The 19,401-nt window shown below is 72.0% G+C and carries 14 protein-coding genes; 6 read left to right on the top strand and 8 right to left on the bottom strand.

Going from position 1 to position 19,401, the window contains the following annotated elements:
- The first annotated feature begins 281 nt into the window (after positions 1-281).
- From ABT300_RS01430 to ABT300_RS01420, 3 genes are all read left to right on the top strand, one after another.
- Positions 282-1,886, top strand: coding sequence for an AMP-binding protein (locus tag ABT300_RS01430; RefSeq protein ID WP_351670404.1), 1,605 nt, complete (start codon positions 282-284; stop codon positions 1,884-1,886).
- Between the two features lie 15 nt (positions 1,887-1,901).
- On the top strand, positions 1,902-2,714 hold the full coding sequence (locus tag ABT300_RS01425; protein ID WP_351670401.1) for a PaaX family transcriptional regulator: 813 nt from the start codon (positions 1,902-1,904) through the stop codon (positions 2,712-2,714).
- A 74-nt stretch (positions 2,715-2,788) separates the two neighbouring features.
- Positions 2,789-3,732, top strand: a protein-coding gene (locus ABT300_RS01420; protein ID WP_502977855.1) for an IS5 family transposase whose coding sequence is annotated in 2 segments (ribosomal slippage) — positions 2,789-3,205 and positions 3,208-3,732 — 942 coding nt in all. Because the reading frame shifts where the segments join, the coding sequence is not laid out codon by codon here.
- Positions 3,733-3,857: 125 nt separating this feature from the next.
- On the opposite strand, the gene ABT300_RS01415 is transcribed toward ABT300_RS01420, so the two are convergent.
- A complete protein-coding gene (locus ABT300_RS01415; protein WP_351670398.1) occupies positions 3,858-6,251 on the bottom strand; it encodes a bifunctional salicylyl-CoA 5-hydroxylase/oxidoreductase in 2,394 nt (797 codons plus the stop codon).
- A 299-nt stretch (positions 6,252-6,550) separates the two neighbouring features.
- Entirely contained in the window at positions 6,551-7,378 is an 828-nt protein-coding gene (locus ABT300_RS01410; RefSeq protein WP_351670395.1) for an enoyl-CoA hydratase family protein, read from the bottom strand.
- Positions 7,379-7,704: 326 nt separating this feature from the next.
- Here ABT300_RS01410 and ABT300_RS01405 point away from each other — a divergent pair, with 326 nt between their 5' ends.
- Positions 7,705-8,166, top strand: a complete 462-nt coding sequence (locus tag ABT300_RS01405; protein WP_351670624.1) for an ATP-binding protein — start codon at positions 7,705-7,707, stop codon at positions 8,164-8,166.
- 53 nt (positions 8,167-8,219) lie between these two features.
- On the opposite strand, the gene argF is transcribed toward ABT300_RS01405, so the two are convergent.
- Both argF and ABT300_RS01395 read right to left on the bottom strand, forming a co-directional pair.
- The gene (gene argF / locus ABT300_RS01400) at positions 8,220-9,245 is read right to left on the bottom strand and encodes an ornithine carbamoyltransferase (protein ID WP_351670392.1); all 1,026 of its coding nucleotides are present in this window, start codon (positions 9,243-9,245) and stop codon (positions 8,220-8,222) included.
- 59 nt (positions 9,246-9,304) lie between these two features.
- On the bottom strand, positions 9,305-10,528 hold the full coding sequence (locus ABT300_RS01395) for an arginine deiminase (RefSeq protein ID WP_351670389.1): 1,224 nt from the start codon (positions 10,526-10,528) through the stop codon (positions 9,305-9,307).
- A 196-nt stretch (positions 10,529-10,724) separates the two neighbouring features.
- Between ABT300_RS01395 and ABT300_RS01390 the strand changes: the two genes are divergently transcribed.
- Together ABT300_RS01390 and ABT300_RS01385 are read left to right on the top strand one after the other, a co-directional pair.
- Positions 10,725-11,888, top strand: coding sequence for an SPFH domain-containing protein (locus ABT300_RS01390; protein ID WP_351670386.1), 1,164 nt, complete (start codon positions 10,725-10,727; stop codon positions 11,886-11,888).
- Positions 11,885-12,799 carry an NAD(+)/NADH kinase gene (locus ABT300_RS01385; protein ID WP_351670383.1) on the top strand — a complete coding sequence of 305 codons (915 nt, stop codon included), beginning with the start codon at positions 11,885-11,887 and terminating at the stop codon, positions 12,797-12,799. Before ABT300_RS01390 ends, ABT300_RS01385 begins: the two co-directional genes overlap by 4 nt.
- Positions 12,800-13,381: 582 nt before the next feature.
- Here the strand turns inward: ABT300_RS01385 and ABT300_RS01380 are convergent.
- From ABT300_RS01380 to ABT300_RS01365, 4 genes are all read right to left on the bottom strand, one after another.
- Positions 13,382-15,952, bottom strand: coding sequence for a polynucleotide kinase-phosphatase (locus ABT300_RS01380; protein ID WP_351670380.1), 2,571 nt, complete (start codon positions 15,950-15,952; stop codon positions 13,382-13,384).
- Positions 15,949-17,436: a 3' terminal RNA ribose 2'-O-methyltransferase Hen1 gene (locus ABT300_RS01375; protein WP_351670377.1), complete on the bottom strand. Its 1,488-nt coding sequence runs from the start codon at positions 17,434-17,436 to the stop codon at positions 15,949-15,951. The genes ABT300_RS01380 and ABT300_RS01375 overlap by 4 nt, the downstream gene beginning before the upstream one ends.
- A gap of 284 nt (positions 17,437-17,720) precedes the next feature.
- Positions 17,721-18,644, bottom strand: a complete 924-nt coding sequence (locus ABT300_RS01370; protein WP_351670374.1) for an LLM class F420-dependent oxidoreductase — start codon at positions 18,642-18,644, stop codon at positions 17,721-17,723.
- A 150-nt stretch (positions 18,645-18,794) separates the two neighbouring features.
- Positions 18,795-19,274 carry a DUF6099 family protein gene (locus ABT300_RS01365; RefSeq protein ID WP_351670371.1) on the bottom strand — a complete coding sequence of 160 codons (480 nt, stop codon included), beginning with the start codon at positions 19,272-19,274 and terminating at the stop codon, positions 18,795-18,797.
- Positions 19,275-19,401 lie beyond the last annotated feature (127 nt).

Raw genomic sequence — 19,401 nt, 5'->3', positions numbered from 1 at the left:
CTCCCCTGTGCCGTGACTGATCCGCTGTGCCGTGACCGGTCCGCGCGGTCGCGTACGGCCGACGCGGCCGTCCGCTGCAGGCCCTTGCAGACCAGTCCTCCCTTTCTTCCCATGCTGGAGGGTCCGCACGGTCACGCGTCCGCACTCTCTTCCCACGGTATCGCGTACCGTTGACTGTCGTCACCAACGCGATACGCTCGTTGCGCGGTCCCACGACGATGACGACGCCCTCTCGGGCAGCCCAGCCGGACAGTCCATCCAGGCAAGGGGGCGAAACACCCATGAACGTCTCGGCCCACGTCGACACCTTCGCGCGCGACCACCTCCCGCCGCCCGGCCACTGGCCCGAGCTGCGCTTCGAGCTGCCCGGGCTGAACTACCCCGACCGGGTGAACTGCGCCGTCGAGCTGCTCGACGGAGCCGCGCCGGAGCGACCGGTGTTCCACACCGCGTCCGGGCCGTCGTGGACGTACGGCGATCTGCGCGCCCGGGTCGACCGGATCGCGCATGTGCTCACCGGCGACCTGGGGGTCGTCCCCGGCAACCGGGTGCTGCTGCGGGGGCCCACCACGCCGTGGCTGGCGGCCTGCTGGCTGGCCGTGCTGAAAGCGGGTGCGATCGCGGTTACCGTCCTCGCGCAGCAGCGACCGCACGAGCTGCGCACCATGTGCGAGATCGCCCGGGTCGGGCACGCGCTGTGCGACGTCCGTGCCGTCGACGACCTCGTCAAGGCGGAGACTCCCGGTCTGCGGATCACGACATACGGCGGCGACGGCGCCGACGATCTGCTGAACCGGCCGTCGTCGGCAGAACCCTTTCGGGCTGTCGAAACCGCTTCCGACGACATTGCGCTCATCGCGTTCACCTCCGGCACCACCGGTCGTCCCAAGGGTTGCCTGCATTTTCACCGGGATGTGCTGGCGATAGCCGACACGTTCTCGGAACACGTCCTGAAACCGCTTGCGGACGATGTCTTCGCGGGCAGCCCGCCGCTCGGCTTCACCTTCGGACTCGGCGGCCTCGTCGTCTTCCCGATGCGGGCCGGCGCGAGTGCGCTGCTGCTGGAGCAGGCGGGCCCCCGGCAGCTGTTGCCGGCGATCGCCGCGCATCGCGTGTCCGTGCTGTTCACCGCGCCCACCGCGTATCGCGCGATGCTCGACGACCTCGACGACCACGACGTGTCGTCCCTGCGGCGCTGCGTCTCCGCCGGCGAGAACCTGCCCGCTGCCACCTGGCGCGCCTGGCACGAGCGGACCGGTCTGCGGCTGATCAACGGCATCGGGGCCACGGAGCTGCTGCACATCTTCATCTCCGCCGCGGACGAGCGGGTGCGGCCCGGCACCACCGGCGTTCCGGTGCCCGGCTGGCACGCGCGCGTGCAGGACGCGTCCGGTGCGCCCGTGCCGGACGGCGAGCCCGGACTGCTCGCCGTGCGCGGCCCGGTGGGCTGCCGGTACCTGGCCGACCCACGGCAGCAGCAGTACGTCCGCGACGGCTGGAACGTCACCGGTGACACCTACGTCCGCGAGTCCGACGGCTATTTCCGGTATGTGGCCCGCGCGGACGACATGATCATCTCGGCCGGGTACAACATCTCCGGGCCCGAGGTCGAGGAGGCGCTGCTGCGTCACCCCGACGTGCTCGAAGCTGCGGTCGTGGGGCGGCCCGACGAGCGGCGTGGGCAGTCGGTGGTCGCGTTCACCGTCCTGCGGGAGGGCGCGCGGCGCGACGCCGAGACCCTGCGCGCCTTCCTGAAGGAGGAGCTCGCGCCGTACAAGTGCCCGCGCGAGGTGGTCTTCCTGGACGCGCTGCCGCGCACGGCGACCGGCAAGCTCCAGCGTTTCCGGCTGCGCGCAAGCGGTTTCACCGAAGGTGACCAGCCGTGATGCCGAAGACCTAAGATGATCAACGTGTCCGACCAGCCCGCTCCTCGGTCTCTCATCGTCACGCTCTACGGCGCGTACGGCCGCTTCGTCCCAGGGCCCGTGCCCGTCGCCGAGCTGATCCGGCTGCTCGCCGCGGTCGGTGTCGACGCGCCGTCCGTGCGCTCCTCGGTCTCGCGGCTGAAACGCCGCGGACTGCTGTTGCCGGCGCGCACCGCGCAGGGTGCGGCGGGATACCAACTGTCCGTCGAGGCAAGACTGTTGCTGGAGGACGGCGACCGGCGCGTCTACGGCCCGACGCCCGGCGCGGACGAGGGCTGGGTGCTGGCGGTGTTCTCGGTGCCCGAGTCGGAACGGCAGAAACGGCATGTGCTGCGCTCGCGGCTGGCCGGGCTGGGGTTCGGCACGGCGGCGCCGGGGGTCTGGATCGCCCCGGCACGACTGCACGAGGAGACCCGGCACACGTTGCAACGGCTGCACCTGGACTCGTACGTCGACCTGTTCCGCGGCGAGCATCTCGGCTTCGCGCCGACCGTCGAGGCCGTCGCCCGCTGGTGGGACCTGGCGGCCATCGCCAAGGAGCACGAGACGTTCCTCGACCGCCACGAGCGCGTGCTGCGGGACTGGAGGCGACGGCCGGACACTCCGCCCGAGGAGGCCTACCGCGACTACCTCCTCGCGCTGGACTCCTGGCGTCATCTGCCCTACGTCGACCCCGGTCTGCCCGCCCGGCTGCTGCCCCAGGACTGGCCGGGCACGCATTCGGCGGCGGTCTTCCAGGGGCTGCACGAGCGGCTGCGCGACGCGGGCGCCGAGTTCGTCGGGGTGTGAGCCCGGGCTAGGCCGTTTCTGACGGCTCTTGGTGAGCTGGGTGGATCTCAGGGGCTGCCGGGCAGGACGCTCGTATGGTGCGGCGACATGAGCTCACGGACGCGCAGTGGCAGAAGATCGAATCCCTGCTGCCGGGCAACGGCAGGCCGGGCGGGCAGTGGGCGGATCACCGCAGGGTGATCAACGGGGTGCTGTTCCGGGCCCGGACCGGGGTGCCCTGGCCTGACCTGCCGGAACGGTACGGGCCTTGGCAGACCGTCTACGAACGCCATCGCCGCTGGTCAGCCGACGGCACCTGGAAGGCCGTCCTTCAGGAACTGCAGATCGAGGCGGACGCCGGCGACCCGGACGCAGCGCTCGCCCGCCAGGTGGCCGGGCAGGAGTGGGCCGTGAACATCGACTCCACCTCCTGCCGGGCGCATCAGCACGCGGCCGGGGCACCCCGCAAGCCCCCGGCCGATCACCCGCAAAAAGGGGCGGGACGCGTGAGGAAGCAGATGGGCGCGAGGCGTTGGGACGCTCGCGGGGCGGGCTGACCAGCAAGGTCCATCTGCTCTCCGACGATCGGGCCCGCCCGCTGCACTGGCTGACCTCGCCCGGCCAGCGGGGTGACAGCCCCATGTTCACTCAGGTGCTGGACGGCTTACGCATCCGGCGCCGCGGCGCGGGCCGCCCGCGCAGCAGACCGGACCGGGTACGCGGCGACAAGGCCTACTCCAGCCGCGACAACCGCTCCTACCTGCGACGGCGCGGCATCAAAGCCACCATCGCGCAGCCCGACGACCAACGGGCCCACCGCACCCGCCGCGGACGCTTCGGCGGCCGGCCCCCGGCCTTCGACAAGACCCAGTACCGCCGACGCAACGCAGTCGAGCGGTGCATCAACAAGTGGAAGCAGTACCGTGCCGTGGCTACCCGGTACGACAAACGCGACTACATCTTCAACGGCACCCTCACCGTCACCGCGATCGTCATCTGGCTCCGAGACACCGTCCAAGAGCCATCAGAAACGGCCTAGGCCCCGGGACCGGCCCCGGGCTCGGCCGGTGCAGCCCGGTGCAGCCCGGTGCGGTCCGGTGCGGCCCGGTCCGGTGCGGCGCGGTTCCATCCGCACAGTCCCGTGTCTCTGGGAGCGGGCCGGCTTCATCTTCCGAGAGTCAGGCGGGGTTTGGGCGCGTCGGCGCGGCCGGTGCGCGGGGGTCTGCTGCCCGCGCGGTACGGCGCGGGCCAGTCGGCGCCCGGGCCGGTGTAGCCCTGTTCCGCGGCCGCGTGCAGGGTCCAGTTCGGGTCGTAGAGGTGAGGTCGGGCGAGGGCGCACAGGTCGGTGCGGCCCGCGAGGATGAGCGAGTTGACGTCGTCCCAGGAGGAGATCGCGCCGACGGCGATGACCGGGACGCCCGCCTCGTGGCGGATGCGGTCGGCGAACGGCGTCTGATACGACCGTCCGTAGTCGGGCCGCTCCTCGGCCACCACCTGCCCCGTGGAGACGTCGACGGCGTCGGCGCCGTGCTCGGCGAACGCCCGGGCGATGCCGACGGCGTCGTCGGCCGACGTGCCGCCCTCGGCCCAGTCGGCGGCGGAGATGCGGACGGTCATCGGTAGCTGGTCAGGCCATACCTCCCGGACCGCGTCGAAGACCTCGAGCGGGAAGCGCAGCCGTCCGTCGAGAGAGCCTCCGTAGGCGTCCGTGCGGCGGTTGGTGAGCGGGGAGAGGAAGCCGGACAACAGGTAGCCGTGCGCGCAGTGCAGTTCGAGGAGATCGAAGCCTGCTCGTGCGGCCCGACGAGCGGCCGCCGTGAACTGCTCGCGCACTTCGGGCAGTTGGTCGCGGCCGAGTTCGCTCGGTGTCTGGCTGCCCGGCTTGTACGGCAGAGGGGACGCTGCCACCAGCGGCCAGTTGCCGTCCGGCAGCGGTTCGTCCATGCCCTCCCACATCAGCCTCGTCGAGCCCTTGCGGCCGGAGTGGCCGAGCTGCACGCCGATCGCGGCTCCCGGCGCGTGCTCGTGCACGAAGTCGGTGACGCGCCGCCAGCCGTCGGCCTGCCGGTCGGTGTAGAGGCCGGTGCAGCCGGGGGTGATGCGTCCCTGAGGGGACACGCACACCATCTCCGTCATCACCAGTCCGGCTCCACCGAGGGCGCGGGCGCCGAGGTGGACGAGGTGGAAGTCGCCGGGTAGACCGTCCACCGCCGAGTACATGTCCATGGGGGACACGACGACCCGGTTGCGCAGGGTCAGGCCGCGCAGCCGGAACGGGGTGAACATCGGGGGCGTCGCGGGCGGGCAGCCGAACTCGCGCTCCACGGCTCCGGTGAAGCGGGGGTCGCGCAGCCGCAGGTTGTCGTGGGTCACGCGGCGGCTGCGGGTGAGCAGGTTGAAGGCGAACCTGCGGGGCGGCTGACCGAGGTAGAGGCCGAGGTTCTCGAACCATTCCAGGCTGGCGCGGGCAGCCCGCTGGGTGGAGGCGACGACGGGTCTGCGTTCCTCTTCGTAAGCGGTTGCCGCCGTGTTGAGGTCGGGGTGTTCGTCCAGGCTGGCGGCGAGCGCCAGCGCGTCCTCGACGGCCAGCTTGGTGCCGGAGCCGATCGAGAAGTGGGCGGTGTGTGCGGCGTCGCCCAGGAGGACCACGTTGCGGTGCGACCACCGTGCGTTGACGACCGTGCGGAAGGTGGTCCAGACGGAGTTGTTGGACTTCAGGGGCCGGCCGCCGAGCGCGTCGGCGAAGATCTTGGCGCAGCGTGCGACGGACTCGGGTTCGTCGAGTTCGTCGAAACCGTTTGCTCGCCACACTTCCTCGCGCATCTCGACGATCACGGTCGAGGTGTCGGCCGCGTAGGGGTAGCCGTGCAGTTGCATCACGCCGTGCTCGGTCTCGGCGATCTCGAAACGGAAGGCGTCGAAGGCGAAGTCCGCGGCGAGCCAGATGTAACGGCAGCGGTGGCCGGTGACCCGGGGCCCGAACGCCTCCGCGTACGTCTCCCTGGTGGCGCTGTGCACTCCGTCGGCGGCGATGACGAGGTCGTACTCCTGTGTCAGACGGGCCAGGGCGGGCGCCTGCGTACGGAAACGCAGGTCGACGCCGAGGGAGCGGCAGCGCTCGTGCAGGATCTCCAGCAGTCTGCGGCGGCCGAGCGCGGCGAAGCCGTGTCCGCCGGAGGTGTGGCGGACGCCGCGGTGGACGATGTCTATGTCGTCCCACCTGACGAAGTCCTCCCGCAGGGAGCGGTACACGACCGGGTCGGCGTGCTCGATGCCGCCCAGTGTCTCGTCGGAGAGGACGACGCCGAAGCCGAAGGTGTCGTCGGGTGCGTTGCGCTCCCAGAGGGTGATTTCGCGGCCGGGATCGAGGCGTTTGAGCAGGGCCGCCGCGTAGAGGCCGCCCGGGCCGCCGCCGATGATCGCGATACGCCGCGGGCGGCCGGGCGGGGCGGACGGCTGCGGGTGTCCGGGCGGGGCTGGTCGCGGGCTGCGGCGGGCTTCGGCATCGACGTCGCTCCGAAGCGCGGGAGCCGTCGCCGCCGTCGACGCCGTCGGCATCGACGTGCTGCCGGCCTCCGTCCCGGAAAGCGGTGTCGCCGGCTTTGCCGTTTCGGTAAGCGGTGTCTCGGAGTCCGTCGCTGCCCCGGGAACCGTAGTCCGGGAAACCGGCTTCACAAAGGTTGCCGTAGCCGTTTCCGCAAGCGATTCCCTCGCCGTTGCCGTTTCCGAGACCGGCTTCCTCGAAGGCTTCGTTTCGGAAACCGGTGTCGCAATGTCCGCCGTCGACCCAGCCCTCACCCCCGCAGCCACCGTCCCGGAAGGCGGTGTCGTGGAAGGCGTTGTTTTCGAAGGCGGTTTCATCGGCCGCGCCACTTCGGGGGGCGCTTCTGGGTGAACGCCTCGTGGAACTCGGCGTAGTCCTCGCCGTTCATGAGCAGGGCCTGGGTGGAGGCGTCGAGTTCCACGGAGGCCGCGAGCGGCATGTCCAGTTCGGCTGTCAGCAGCGCCTTGGTCTGCGCGTAGGCGAGTGCCGGGCCGTCGGCCAGGCGGCGGGCCAGGGCGTGGGCGGCCTCGTCGGCCTGCCCTTCCTCGGTCAGTTCGCTGATCAGGCCGATCCGCTCGGCCTCGGGGGCGCGGACGGGTTCGCCGAGCATGAGGAGCCGGGTGGCGTGGCCGAGTCCGACGATCCGGGGCAGCAGGTAGGCGGCTCCCATGTCACCGCCGGAGAGGCCGACGCGGGTGAAGAGGAACGCGAAGCGGGCGCCGGGGTCGGCGATCCGGAAGTCGGCGGCCAGTGCGAGGACCGCGCCGGCGCCGGCCGCCACCCCGTGCACGGCCGCGATGACCGGGAACGGGCATTCCCGCAGGGCCCGTACGACCTGGCCGGTCATCCGGTTGAAGTCGAGGAGCTGGGCGGTGTCCATGCCGAGGGTGGCGCCGATGATCTCGTCGACGTCGCCTCCGGAGCAGAAGCCGCGGCCTTCGCCGGCCAGCACCAGGGCGCGGACCGACCGCTCCCTGGACAGCTCGGCGAGCAGGTCGCGCAGGTCGGCGTAGGCGCCGAAGGTGAGGGCGTTGAGCTTTTCCGGGCGGGCGAGGGTGACGGTGGCGACGCCGTCGTCGTGCTCGACGTGCAGATGACGCCAGTCGGGGGTGCGGGCGGCGGAGCCGGTGAAGGGACTCATGAGGGCGGCCTCCTCGACGGTCGCCTTCGAAGTTATCACCCTCCCGTGACTGTCGTCATGAGTGCGCGATATACGAGGGGGGCACAATCGCCCTGTATCGCCGTGTCACGGCACGGCGTGCGCCCGTCACACACGTCACCGGTCGTCGATAAGGCGGTAACAAGCGGATCAGGTGCGCGAGGGAGGGCGTTCACGCGGGTAAGCCGCTCGACAGCGGGGTCTGAACGTCCCGCGCGGTGCCCGCCGAGCACCTCTGCCGGAGGTCGCCGTACCATTCCTGAAATTGAAGGCAGGACCGCCTGATGTCGATCACGGGAACCTGCGCCATGAACGGACTCGCCTTGCACGAACGCCCCTCCGACTCCGCCGCCTCCTGGCGAATCGCACTGCCGCACTCTGCCGCGGCCGTGCCGGTGGCGCGTGCACTGGTCCGTACCGCGCTGGCCGAGCTGAAGCACGGGGCGGACAGCGACACGGCGGAGCTGCTCACGGCCGAGCTGGTGGCGAACGCCGTGGAGCACACCGCCGGGGACGCGCCGATAGAGCTGGTCGTGGAGCTGCATCCGGGCGGCTGCCAGGTCGAGGTGCACGACGCCGACCCGGAGCCGCCGGGCGACCTCACCCGTCCCGCCGGCGTGGAGCCCGACCCCTGGCAGGAGCACGGACGCGGGCTGCTGCTGATCCGCGCGCTCAGCTCGTCCTGCGGGCACCGGCCCACCGATCAGGGCAAGGCGGTGTGGTTCCGGCTGGCCGCGGTGCCGCCGCAGCGCAGCCCGCGCCCGGCGTGAGCGGCGCGCCCCGGGCGTGAGCGGCGCGTGCGGCGTGAGCGGCGCGTGCCGGTTCAGCGCCGCGGGTGTCCGGCGAGGGTGGCGACCAGGACGGCCTTGATGGTGTGCAGACGGTTCTCCGCCTCGTCGAAGACGACGGAGTGCTCCGATTCGAAGACCTCGTCGGTCACCTCGAGGCAGTCGAGGCCGTGGCTGTCGAATATCCCCTGGCCGACCGCGGTGCCGAGGTCGTGGAAGGCCGGCAGGCAGTGCAGGAACCGGACGTCCGGGTTGCCGGTGGCGCGCAGGACGTCCATGGTGACGGCGTAGGGGCCGAGGGCGGCGATCCGCTCGCCCCAGACCTCCTTGGGCTCGCCCATGGAGACCCAGACGTCGGTGGCGACGAAGTCGGCGCCGCGCACGCCCTCGGCGACGTCCTCGGTGAGCAGGACGGCGGCCCCGCTGTCCGCGGCGAGCTCGCGGGCCTTCGCGACGACCTCCTCGGCCGGCCAGTACTCCTTCGGCGCGACGATGCGGACGTCCATGCCGAGCAGCGCCCCGGTGATCAGGTAGGAGTTGCCCATGTTGAAGCGCGCGTCGCCGAGGTAGGCGAAGGCGATGCGGCCGTCCAGGCCCTTGGCGCAGTGCTCGGTCATGGTGAGCACGTCGGCGAGCATCTGGGTGGGGTGCCAGTCGTCGGTGAGCCCGTTGAAGACCGGCACGCCCGCGTGGGCGGCGAGCTCCTCGACCTTGTGCTGGCTGTCGCCGCGGTACTCGATGCCGTCGTACATGCGGCCCAGCACGCGCGCGGTGTCCTTCACCGACTCCTTGTGGCCTATCTGGGAGCCTGCCGGGTCCAGATAGGTGGTGGAGGCGCCCTGGTCGGCGGCGGCGACCTCGAACGCGCAGCGGGTGCGCGTCGAGGTCTTCTCGAAGATGAGGGCGATGTTCCTGCCGCGCAGGTGCTGCACCTCGGTCCCGGCCTTCTTGGCGGCCTTCAGCTCGGCGGCCAGCTCGACCAGGCCGCGGAACTCCTCCCCCGTGAAGTCCAGCTCCTTGAGGAAGTGGCGGCCGGCGAGGGCGGTCGGGACAGTCGCCATGGGGGCGCTCCAGAGGTACGAGAACAGGACACTGGAACTCTATACGAAGATTGGCATTTCTATACAGGGCTGCGCTCGACCGGGCAGCTCATGCAGCGCGGGCCCCCTCTCCCCCGGCCGAGTTCGCTGCCGGGGATCTCTATCACTTCGATTCCCTGTTTCCGCAGGTGGGTGTTGGTGGTGACGTTGCGCTCGTAGGCGATGACGACGCCCGGCTCGACGGCGAGCACGTTGCAGCCGTCGTCCCACTGCTCGCGTTCGGCGGCATGCACGTCCTGGGTGGCGGTGAGCACCCGGATCTCGCTGAGGCCGAGGGCCGCGGCGATGGCGCGGTGCATGTGCTCCGGCGGGTGGTCGGTGACCTTCAGCTCCTTCTCGCCGACGCCCGGTTCGATGGTGTACGAGCGGAGCATGCCGAGGCCCGCGTACTGGGTGAAGGTGTCGCCGTCGACCATCGTCATCACCGTGTCGAGGTGCATGAAGGCCCGCCGCTTGGGCATGTCGAGCGCCACGATGGTCTCGGCCGAGCCGGCGGCGAACAGCTTGTGGGCGAGCATCTCGACAGCCTGCGGGGTGGTGCGCTCGCTCATGCCGATCAGCACGGCGCCGTTGCCGATGACGAGGACGTCCCCGCCCTCGATGGTGGACGGGTAGTCGGCCTGGCCCTCGGACCACACGCGGAACGTCTCGCCGCGGAACAGGGGGTGATGCCGGTAGATGGCCTCGAAGTGGACGGTCTCGCGCTGCCGGGCCGGCCAGCGCATGGCGTTGATGGCGACGCCGTCGTAGATCCAGGCAGAGGTGTCGCGGGTGAAGAGGTGGTTGGGCAGCGGGTCGAGGAGGAAGTCGTCGAGTTCCATGACATGGAAGCGCACGGACGTCGGTTCGGGATGCGCTTCGAGGAACTCCCGCTTGGTCATGCCGCCGACGAGGGCCTCGGCCAGCTGCGGGGCGGGGAGGTCCTGGAAGGCGGCGCGAAGGTGGTCGGTGGCGAGCACCCCGTATTCCTTCTCGTCGAAGACGCGGTCCAGGACGAGCGCGCGGGCCGCCGGGATCGCCAGGACCTCGGTGAGGAGGTCGCCGAAGAGGTGGACGGCGACGCCGCGGTCGCGCAGCACGTCGGCGAACCCGTCGTGCTCGGCGCGCGCCCGGCGCACCCAGAGCACGTCGTCGAAGAGAAGTGCGTCCTTGTTGCTGGGTGTGAGCCTTTTGAGCTCGAGATCCGGCCGGTGCAGGATGACGCGGCGCAGGCGCCCGGCTTCGGAGTCGACATGGAATCCCATGCCTCCATCCTGACCACCGAGGACCGGCTTCACCCGCTACCGGACCGTTTCCGCACTGGCTTGTTCCACTCACCGGCCTCGTACCGCTCACCGGCTTGCCCCACCCCGGTTTTCGTCCTCTTGACGACAAGGGGAGGGCGGACTATCGTTTTCTTATCGTCGCTTTGACGAGAAACGAGACCGAGGGGGGTCACTCATGGCCGACATCACCCGGCGCCTGGGCTGGCGCCATCTGCGCGGCGCTCCGACCGCGCACATACGCCACCACCGCTCCGGCAAGCTGGCGCACGACGGGCCCGGGCTCAGCTTCTGGTACCGCGCGCTGAGCGCCGCACTCTCCGAGGTGCCGGTCGACGACCGCGAGCTGGCCATGACGTTCCACGCCCGCACCGTCGACTTCCAGGACGTGGCGGTCCAGGCCACGGTGACGTACCGGATCAGCGACCCGGCCGTGGCCGCCGCCCGTCTGGACTTCTCCATCGACCCGGACACCGGGGCGTGGCGCGGCGCGCCGCTCGAACAGCTCGGCACCCTGCTGACCGAGACGGCGCAGCAGCACGCGCTGGACGTCCTCGCTCGCACCTCGTTGTCGTCAGCGCTGGTGGACGGCGTGACGGCCGTGCGGGAGCGGGTCGCCGCGGGGCTTGCGGCGGAGCCGCGGTTGCCGGCCACCGGCATCGAGATCGTGGCCGTGCGGGTGGTGGCGCTCCGCCCGGAGCCCGAGGTGGAGCGGGCGCTGCGGACTCCGGCGCGCGAGCTGATCCAGCAGGAGGCCGACCGGGCGACGTACGAGCGGCGGGCGGTGGCCGTCGAACGGGAGCGGACGATCGCCGAGAACGAGCTGGCCAGCAAGATCGAGCTGGCCCGCCGTGAGGAGCAGCTGGTCGAGCAGCGCGGCACGAACACCCGTCGTGAGGCGGAGGAGAGCGCGGCCGCGGACAAGGTCCGGGCCGAGGCCGAGGCGACGCGGACCGTGCGGCTCTCGGAGGCGGAGGCGGCCCGGTCGGTGAAGCTCGCGGAGGCGGAGGCGGCGAAGCAGATACAGCTGGCGGACGCCGAAGCGCTGCGCACCGAGCGGCTGGCGCAGGCGGAGGCGGTGCGACTGGCCCGGCTCTCCGAGGCGGAGGCGGCACGCTCGGTGCAGCTCGCCCGCGCCGAGGCGCAGGCGGCACGCGAGGTCGGCGAGGCACGCGCCCAGGCGCAGGCCGCGTGGCTGCGGGTGCACGGGGACGTCGACGTGGCGACGCTGCACGCCCTCACCGGGACGCGACTCGCGGAGAACCTGCCGCACATCGACAGCGTGACGATCTCGCCGGACGTGCTGACGGGGCTGCTCGCCAAGCTGGGAGCGGCTCGGTGAGTCTCGCCCCGCGGGCCGTGCTGGTCCATCGCACCACGGAGTACGAGGAGTTGACGGCCCGGCACGGCACGCACGGTCAGGCCGCCTTCTTCCTCTCCTCGCGGGGCCGGGACATCGAGGAGGTCGCCGAACGCCACCGGCGCACCCGGCGGGCGCTGGCGGAGGTGACGGCCGCCATTCCCCTGACATGGCGTCAGACAAGGGTGGAGCGGGGCGACTTGGACCGTTTTCTGTTCGCGCCGGAGGACGTGGTGGTCGTGGTCGGCCAGGACGGCCTGGTGGCGAACGTCGCCAAGTACCTGACGGGGCAACCGGTGGTGGGCATCGACAGCGACCCCGGCCGCAACCCGGGCGTACTGGTGCGTCACCGGCCGCAGGACGCCGCGTCGCTCCTGCGCTCCGTGGCGGCGGCGGGCGCCGGCACGGAGGAGCTGACCATGGTGGAGGCGGTCGCCGACGACACCCAGCGGCTGCTGGCGCTCAATGAGATCTACCTGGGCGCCGCCGGTCACCAGACCGCCCGTTACCGCCTGGGCCTCGACGGCGACGGGGGCGCCGTCGAGGCCCAGGCCTCCTCCGGGGTGCTGGTGGGCACGGGCACCGGGGCGACCGGCTGGCTCCGGTCGGTGTGGCAGGAGCGGGGCGGGGCCGGGGGCGAGGGTCGCCTGCGGCTGCCGGGGCCGACGGAGGACCGGCTGGTGTGGTTCGTCCGGGAGGCCTGGCCGTCCCCGGCGACCGGCACGTCCCTGGTCGCGGGAGAGCTCGCGGCCGACGGCCGGCTGACGCTGACCGTCGAGTCGGAGCGCCTCATCGCCTTCGGCGACGGCATCGAGAGCGACGCGCTGGAGCTGACATGGGGGCAGCGGGTGCGGGTGGGGGTGTGCGGGGAGCGGCTGCGGCTCGCGGGGTGACGGGCGTCGGCGTCCCCGCCCTCGCGGCCCCCGCCTCGCCCGGTCCCCCGCGCTGTCGGTCGACGGTCACGGGGACCGCCTGCGCCCCGGTCGTCCGCCCCGACCGACCGCCCCGGTCGGACACGCTCCGGAACCTCGCCCGGTCCACCACGCGGACGACGACGGGGACTGCCTGGTCGGTCGCAGTGCGGTCGGCGACGAGATTCCCTACGCGTTCTGCGGCGGCGCGTGCGCGCAGCGGAATCGCGGGCACGCGGGGCCCGGGCCGGTGGTCCGAGCGACCGGAGTGAGCGATCCGCACGTGCCGCTCGGGGTGGGACACGTTCGCGGCCCGCCCCGACGCCGCCTCCGCGACGGCACGCGGTGCGTCGCGGGACGGGCCGGACGGGCTGCCCCGGTCGAACGCGTCGGACCGGGGTCGACCCGATCGAACGCGTCGGACGGGGGCCGGCCCGGATCGGACGGGCTGACCCGGCCGGACGGGCCAGACGGGCTGGACCGGGCCGAACCGGGCCGGACGGGGCGGATCCGGCGGGGTGGGCTGGATCCGGCGGGGTGGGGTGGGGGTTGTCGGTCAGGGCCTCACAGGCGGGGGTCCACCGGTTCCGATTCCAGGGCGAGGACTCCGAAGACGGCCTCGTGGACGCGCCACAGGGGCTCGCCCTCCGCCAGCCGGGAAAGGGCCTCCAGGCCGAGGGCGTACTCGCGGATCGCCAGCGACCGCTTGTGGTTGAGGAAGCGGCCGCGCAGGCGGGCGAGGTTGTCGGGGCGGGTGTACTCCGGGCCGTAGATGATCCGGAGGTACTCGCGGCCCCGGCACTTGATGCCGGGCTGCACCAGGCGGCCCTCCCCGTCCCGGCACAGGGCGCCCAGCGGTTTGACGACCATGCCCTCGCCGCCGCGTCCGGTCATCTCCAGCCACCAGTCGACGCCGGCCCGGACCGACTCGGGGTCGGCGGTGTCGACGTAGAGGCGGCGGGTGGTGCGGAGCAGGCCTGTGGTGTCGTGCTCCACCAGCCGGTCGAGGAGCGAGAGCTGCTCGTCGTGCGGCAGGGCGGCGAGGCTGCGGCCCTGGACGGCGAGGATCTGGAACGGGGCGAGCGCCACGCCGTCGAGACCGTCCGTGGTCCAGCAGTAGCGCCGGTAGGCCTCGGTGAACGCCGCCGCGTCCGAGGCGCGTTCACGCTGGCGGGCGAGGAGGTCCGCGACGTCGACGCCCCGGGCTGCGGCGCCGTCCAGCGCGGCGAGCGCACCCGGGAAGACCGCGCCGGACGCGGCGCCCACGGCCGCGTACTGCGAGCGCAGCAGGCCGGACGCCTTCAGCGACCACGGCATCAGCTCGGCGTCCAGCAGCAGCCAGTCGGTGTCCAGCTCCGTCCAGAGGCCGGCCGCGTCCACCGCCGTCCGTATCCGGCCGAGGACCTCCTCGGTGACCTTCGCGTCGTCGAAGAACGGGCGGCCGGTGCGGGTGTAGAGGGACCCGGTCGGGCCCTGGTCGCCGCCGACGGTTCCGAAACGCTTACGGGCCGTTTCCGCGTCCCGGCAGACCAGGGCCACCGCCCGCGAGCCCATGTGCTTCTCCTCGCACACGACTCGCGCGACGCCGTCGCGTGCGTACTGTGCGAACGCCTCCGCCGGGTGCTCGAGGTAGCCGTCCACCCGGCTGGTGGCGGTGGGGGCCATGGTCGGCGGGAGGTAGGGCAGCAGGCGCGGGTCGACGGCGAACCGGCTCATGACCTCTAGGGCAGCGGCGGCGTTCTCCTCCCGGATCGAGATGCGGCTCTGGCCCTCGTAACGGGTTTCCACGATGCGTCGGCCGTGGACGTCGGCCAGGTCCAGCGGACGGCCGTCGTGACCGCCCGGAGCCTCGGACCGCAGCGGCTTCACCGGCTCGTACCAGACCTGCTCCGCCGGGACGTCGACCAGCTCGCGCTCCGGCCAGCGCAGCGCGGTCAGCTTGCCGCCGAAGACGGCGCCGGTGTCCAGGCAGATGGTGTTGTTCAGCCAGGTGGCCTCGGGCACGGGCGTGTGGCCGTAGACCACGGCCGCGCGGCCCCGGTAGTCCTCGGCCCACGGGTAGCGCACCGGCAGGCCGAACTCGTCGGTCTCGCCGGTGGTCTCGCCGTACAGCGCGTGCGAGCGGACGCGGCCGGAGGTGCGGCCGTGGTACTTCTCCGGCAGGCCCGCGTGGCAGACCACCAGCCGGCCGCCGTCGAGGACGTAGTGGCTGACCAGTTTGTCGATGAACTCCCTTACCTCGGCACGGAACTCCTCGCTCTCGCCCTCCATCTGCTCGATGGTCTCGGCGAGTCCATGGGTGTGCTGGACGTTGCGGCCCTTGAGGAACCGGCCGTACTTGTTCTCGTGGTTGCCGGGGACGCACAGGGCGTTGCCCGACTTGACCATGGACATCACGCGGCGCAGCACGCCCGGGCTGTCCGGGCCGCGGTCGACGAGGTCGCCGACGAACACGGCCTGCCGGCCCTCCGGGTGGACGCCGTCGGCGTACCCCAACTTGCCGAGCAGCGACTCCAGTTCAACGGCGCAGCCGTGGATGTCGCCGATGACGTCGAAGGGTCCGGTGAGGTGGGTCAGGTCGTTGAAGCGCTTCTCGGTGACGACGGCGGCGTTCTCGACGTCCTCGACGCCCCGCAGGATGTGCACCTTGCGGAAGCCTTCGCGTTCCAGGCCTCGCAGGGAGCGCCGCAGTTCGCGGATGTGGCGCTGGATGACGCGGCGCGGCATGTCGGCGCGGTCGGTGCGGGCGGCGTTGCGCTGCGCGCACACCTCTTCGGGCACGTCCAGCACGACGGCGATGGGCAGCACGTCGTACTGGCGTGCCAGGTCGACGAGTCGGCGTCGGGCCTCGGGCTGCACGCTGGTCGCGTCGACGACCGTGCGGCGGCCGGCCGCGAGCCGTTTGCCGGCGATGTAGTGCAGGACGTCGAAGGCGTCCCGGGTGGCGCTCTGGTCGTTCTCGTCGTCGGAGACGAGACCCCGGCAGAAGTCGGAGGAGATGATCTCGGTGGGCTTGAAGTGGCGGCGGGCGAAGGTGGACTTGCCGGCCCCGGACGCGCCGACGAGCACGACGAGGGAGAGGTCGGTGACGGGCAGCACACGGGCCCGCTTCGGGGGAACGTCGGTGTCGGTCATGCTGCCTTCGCCTCCTTCTTCTCGTCGCCGGCGCCGGCGCCGGCGGTGCTCATCTCGAAAACGGCCATCTGGGTGGGCGGGCCGACCTCCGGGTCGTCCGGTCCGACGGGGGTGAACCGGACGTCGTACCCGTGGCGTTCGGCGACCTGGGTCGCCCAGCCGCGGAACTCCTCGCGGGTCCACTCGAAGCGGTGGTCGCCGTGCCGGACGTGACCGGCCGGCAGGCTCTCCCAGCGCACGTTGTACTCGACGTTCGGGGTGGTCACGAGGACCGTGCGCGGGCGGGCCGAGCCGAACACCGCGTACTCCAGGGCGGGCAGCCGGGGCAGGTCGAGGTGTTCGATCACCTCGCTGAGGACGGCGGCGTCGTAGCCCTTGAGGCGGGTGTCGGTGTACGCGAGGGAGCCCTGCAGGAGCCGCACGCGTGACGCCTGCCGCTCCCCCATGCGGTCGAGCTTCAGCCGGCGGGAGGCGATGGCGAGCGCGCGCATCGACACGTCGACGCCGACGATCTCGGTGAACCGCGGGTCCTTGAGCAGGGCCTGCACCAGCTGGCCCTGGCCGCAGCCGAGGTCGAGGACCCGGGCCGCGCCCGCCCCGGTCAGCGCGGCGACGATCGCGTCCCGGCGCTGCACGGCCAGCGGGGTGGGCCTGCTCTCCGTCTCGGCCTCCGCCTCGACCGCGTTGTCGATGTCCTCGACCTCGCTGTCGTCGGCCTCGGCGAGCCGGACCAGTTCGAGCCGCTCCATCGCCTGCCGGGTCAGCGACCAGCGGCGGGAGAGGTATCGGCTGGTGATCAGCTTCTGTTCGGGGTGGTCGGGCAGCCAGCCCTCTCCGGCGCGCAGCAGCTTGTCGACCTCGTCGGAGGACACCCAGTAGTGCTTGGCGTCGTCGAGGACGGGCAGCAGGACGTAGAGGTGGCGCAGGGCCTCGGCGAGGGTCAGACTCTGCGACTCCAGGACCAGGCTCACATACCGGGAGTCGCCCCACTGCGGGAACTCCGTGTCGAGGGCGACCGGTTCGGCGCTCACCGTCCAGCCGAGCGGCTCGAACAGGGCGCGGACCAGGCCGGGGCCGCCGCGGGCGGGCAGCGCGGGCACCTCGATACGCAACTGCCGCGTCTGTGAAGGGAGTTCCGGCTTCGTCGCGCAGACGCCGCGCATCGCGCTGGAGAACACGCCGCTGAGCGCCACCGCGAGCAGCGAGGAGGCCGCGTAGGGGCGGTCGTTGACGTACTGGGCGAGAGCCGCGTCGGGGGCGCCGCCGCGGCCTTTGCCCTTGCCGCGCCGGACGAGCGCCACGGCGTCGACCTCCAGCAGCAGCGCCGCGGTGCAGCGCTCGGCGTCGGCCTGTGGGTAGAAGACGTGGGCCGTGCCGTAGGAGGTCGTGAACGCCTGCGATTTCTCCGGGTGCTTGTGCAGCAGGAAGCCCAGGTCGGTGGCGGGGCGTTCGGGGGCGCCGGCGGTGCTGATCGTCAGGAACACGGTGGGTGCCTCGGAAGAGTGCGGATGGGGTGCGGGGGCGCTTGTCGCATGCTCACGCGCCCTCCAACCTAGCGACATCCCTTCGTCGGCACGCGGGAATTTCGACGCCGCCGAGCGGCCGTCGGCCCTGGTCAGCCCTGGTAAGCCCCTGGTCGGTCCTGATCGCCCCGGGGACGGGAGCGGAACGGGACGCGTCCCAGGGCCCGGCAACCCGGACCTGGGCCTGGGCCTGGGCCTGGGACCAAGCTCGGACCCAGGCCCCAGGCTCAGACTCACCCGGGGTGCTACGGCAGTTGCGTCTGCACCTGGGCCGAGATCAGTTCCAGGTGGTCCAGGTCGTGCAGGTCCAGGACCTGGAGGTACATCCGCCGGGAACCGATCTCGGCGAAGCGGCCGACCTTGTCGACGACCTCGGCCGGGGAGCCGGCCAGCCCGTTGGCGCGGAGCTCGTCGACCTCGCGGCCGATAGCGGCGGCCCGCCGGGCGAGCTCCTGCTCGTCCCGGCCGACGCAGACGACGAGGGCGTTGGACAGGGTGATCGTGTCCGCGTCGCGTCCGATCTCCTCGGCGGCGGCCCGCACCCGGCCGAACTGCCGCTCGCTGTCCGCGACCGTGCCGAACGGCATGTTGAACTCGTCGGCGAACCGGGCGGCGAGCCGCGGGGTGCGGGTCGCGCCGTTGCCGCCGATCAGCACGGGGACCTTCGCCTGTGCGGGCTTGGGCAGCGCGGGCGAACCGGCGAGCTCGTAGTACGTCCCGTGGAAGTCGAAGGTCTTGCCGAGCTCGGTGGCCCACAGGCCGGTGACGATCTCCAGCTGCTCCTCCAGCCGGCCGATCTTCTCCTTCGGGAAGGGAATGCCGTACGCCTTGTGCTCCTCCTCGAACCAGCCGGCGCCCAGGCCCAGTTCGATGCGCCCGCCGGACATCTGGTCCACCTGCGCCACCTGGATGGCGAGCACGCCGGGCAGCCGGAAGGTGCCGGCGGTCATCAGCGTGCCGAGGCGGATGCGCTTGGTCTCCCGGGCGAGACCGGCGAGGGTGATCCAGGCGTCCGTGGGGCCCGGCAGACCGCTCACGTCGCCCATCTTCAGATAGTGATCGGACCGGAAGAAGGCGTCGAACCCGAGGTCCTCGGTGGCTTTCGCCACGGTGAGGAGGGTGTCGTAGGTCGCCCCCTGCTGGGGCTCGGTGAAGATGCGAAGATCCATGTCCCCATCCTGCACGCCGACCGGCCCGTCGACGCCATCGGCCCGTCGACCCCGCCGGTCCGGCCGCCGGCCGATTCGGGGAGGACGAAGTCGCGCCCGGCGACACGCTCGCCCTTCCGGCGCCGACACCCAACCGTTGCGGCGATGCGCTCACCGCTCCGGTAAGGCGGCCTCCCGCTCCTCGCGCTCCTCGCGCGCCGCCAGCTTGCGCAGCATCTCCAGGACCCGGTCCCTGGACTCGTCCGCCGCGTCGATGGCCTCCATGCACTTCCAGTACGTGCCCTGGTCGTCCGCCGAGCTCGCCAGGCCCACCAGGGCGATGCCGACCTCGCCGAGCAGGCCTGCCAGATCGAGCAGCGCCTGCCGGGCGTCCGCCAGCTCGGTCAGCCGGGCGGCGAGCAGATCGCCCGGATCGAGGTCCGGAGCGCCCAGCACACCGCAGCCCCGGCCGGCCAGCTCGGTCAGGCCCAGCGCCTCGCCGCGCAGTTCGGGCGGGCCCGAGACGGCGAGGCGACTGCCGATCGCCTGCGCCAGGGCCTGCGCCTGCCACACCTGCGTGAGGATCTCCGCACCTTCGCCGCTGCCCGCCAGCTCGCGTCTGCTCGTCAGGATGAGCCGCACCGCGTCCATACGCCGCCCCGTCTGTCCCCGACGTGCTGGATCGCACGTCCGCCCGAACACCCTTGTTCACTACCCAGAGTGAGGGTGCGAGGGGCGAAAAGCCAGAGGATGACGGAAATCTGTGGACAACAAATCG

The organism is Streptomyces sp. NPDC001027, assembly GCF_040299045.1.
Classification (GTDB): Bacteria; Actinomycetota; Actinomycetes; order Streptomycetales; family Streptomycetaceae; genus Streptomyces.
This window is presented reverse-complemented; position numbering and strand designations above follow the sequence as displayed.

Bases quoted from the DNA above. Each gene is read 5' to 3' on its own strand.
- ABT300_RS01410 (WP_351670395.1), bottom strand. From the start codon at position 7,378: ATGAGTCCCTTCACCGGCTCCGCCGCCCGCACCCCCGACTGGCGTCAT.
- ABT300_RS01380 (WP_351670380.1), bottom strand. From the start codon at position 15,952: ATGACCGACACCGACGTTCCCCCGAAGCGGGCCCGTGTGCTGCCCGTC.
- ABT300_RS01405 (WP_351670624.1), top strand. From the start codon at position 7,705: ATGAACGGACTCGCCTTGCACGAACGCCCCTCCGACTCCGCCGCCTCC.
- ABT300_RS01395 (WP_351670389.1), bottom strand. From the start codon at position 10,528: ATGGGATTCCATGTCGACTCCGAAGCCGGGCGCCTGCGCCGCGTCATC.
- ABT300_RS01370 (WP_351670374.1), bottom strand. From the start codon at position 18,644: ATGGATCTTCGCATCTTCACCGAGCCCCAGCAGGGGGCGACCTACGAC.
- ABT300_RS01430 (WP_351670404.1), top strand. From the start codon at position 282: ATGAACGTCTCGGCCCACGTCGACACCTTCGCGCGCGACCACCTCCCG.
- argF (WP_351670392.1), bottom strand. From the start codon at position 9,245: ATGGCGACTGTCCCGACCGCCCTCGCCGGCCGCCACTTCCTCAAGGAG.
- ABT300_RS01365 (WP_351670371.1), bottom strand. From the start codon at position 19,274: ATGGACGCGGTGCGGCTCATCCTGACGAGCAGACGCGAGCTGGCGGGC.
- ABT300_RS01425 (WP_351670401.1), top strand. From the start codon at position 1,902: ATGATCAACGTGTCCGACCAGCCCGCTCCTCGGTCTCTCATCGTCACG.
- ABT300_RS01390 (WP_351670386.1), top strand. From the start codon at position 10,725: ATGGCCGACATCACCCGGCGCCTGGGCTGGCGCCATCTGCGCGGCGCT.
- ABT300_RS01415 (WP_351670398.1), bottom strand. From the start codon at position 6,251: ATGCCGACGGCGTCGACGGCGGCGACGGCTCCCGCGCTTCGGAGCGAC.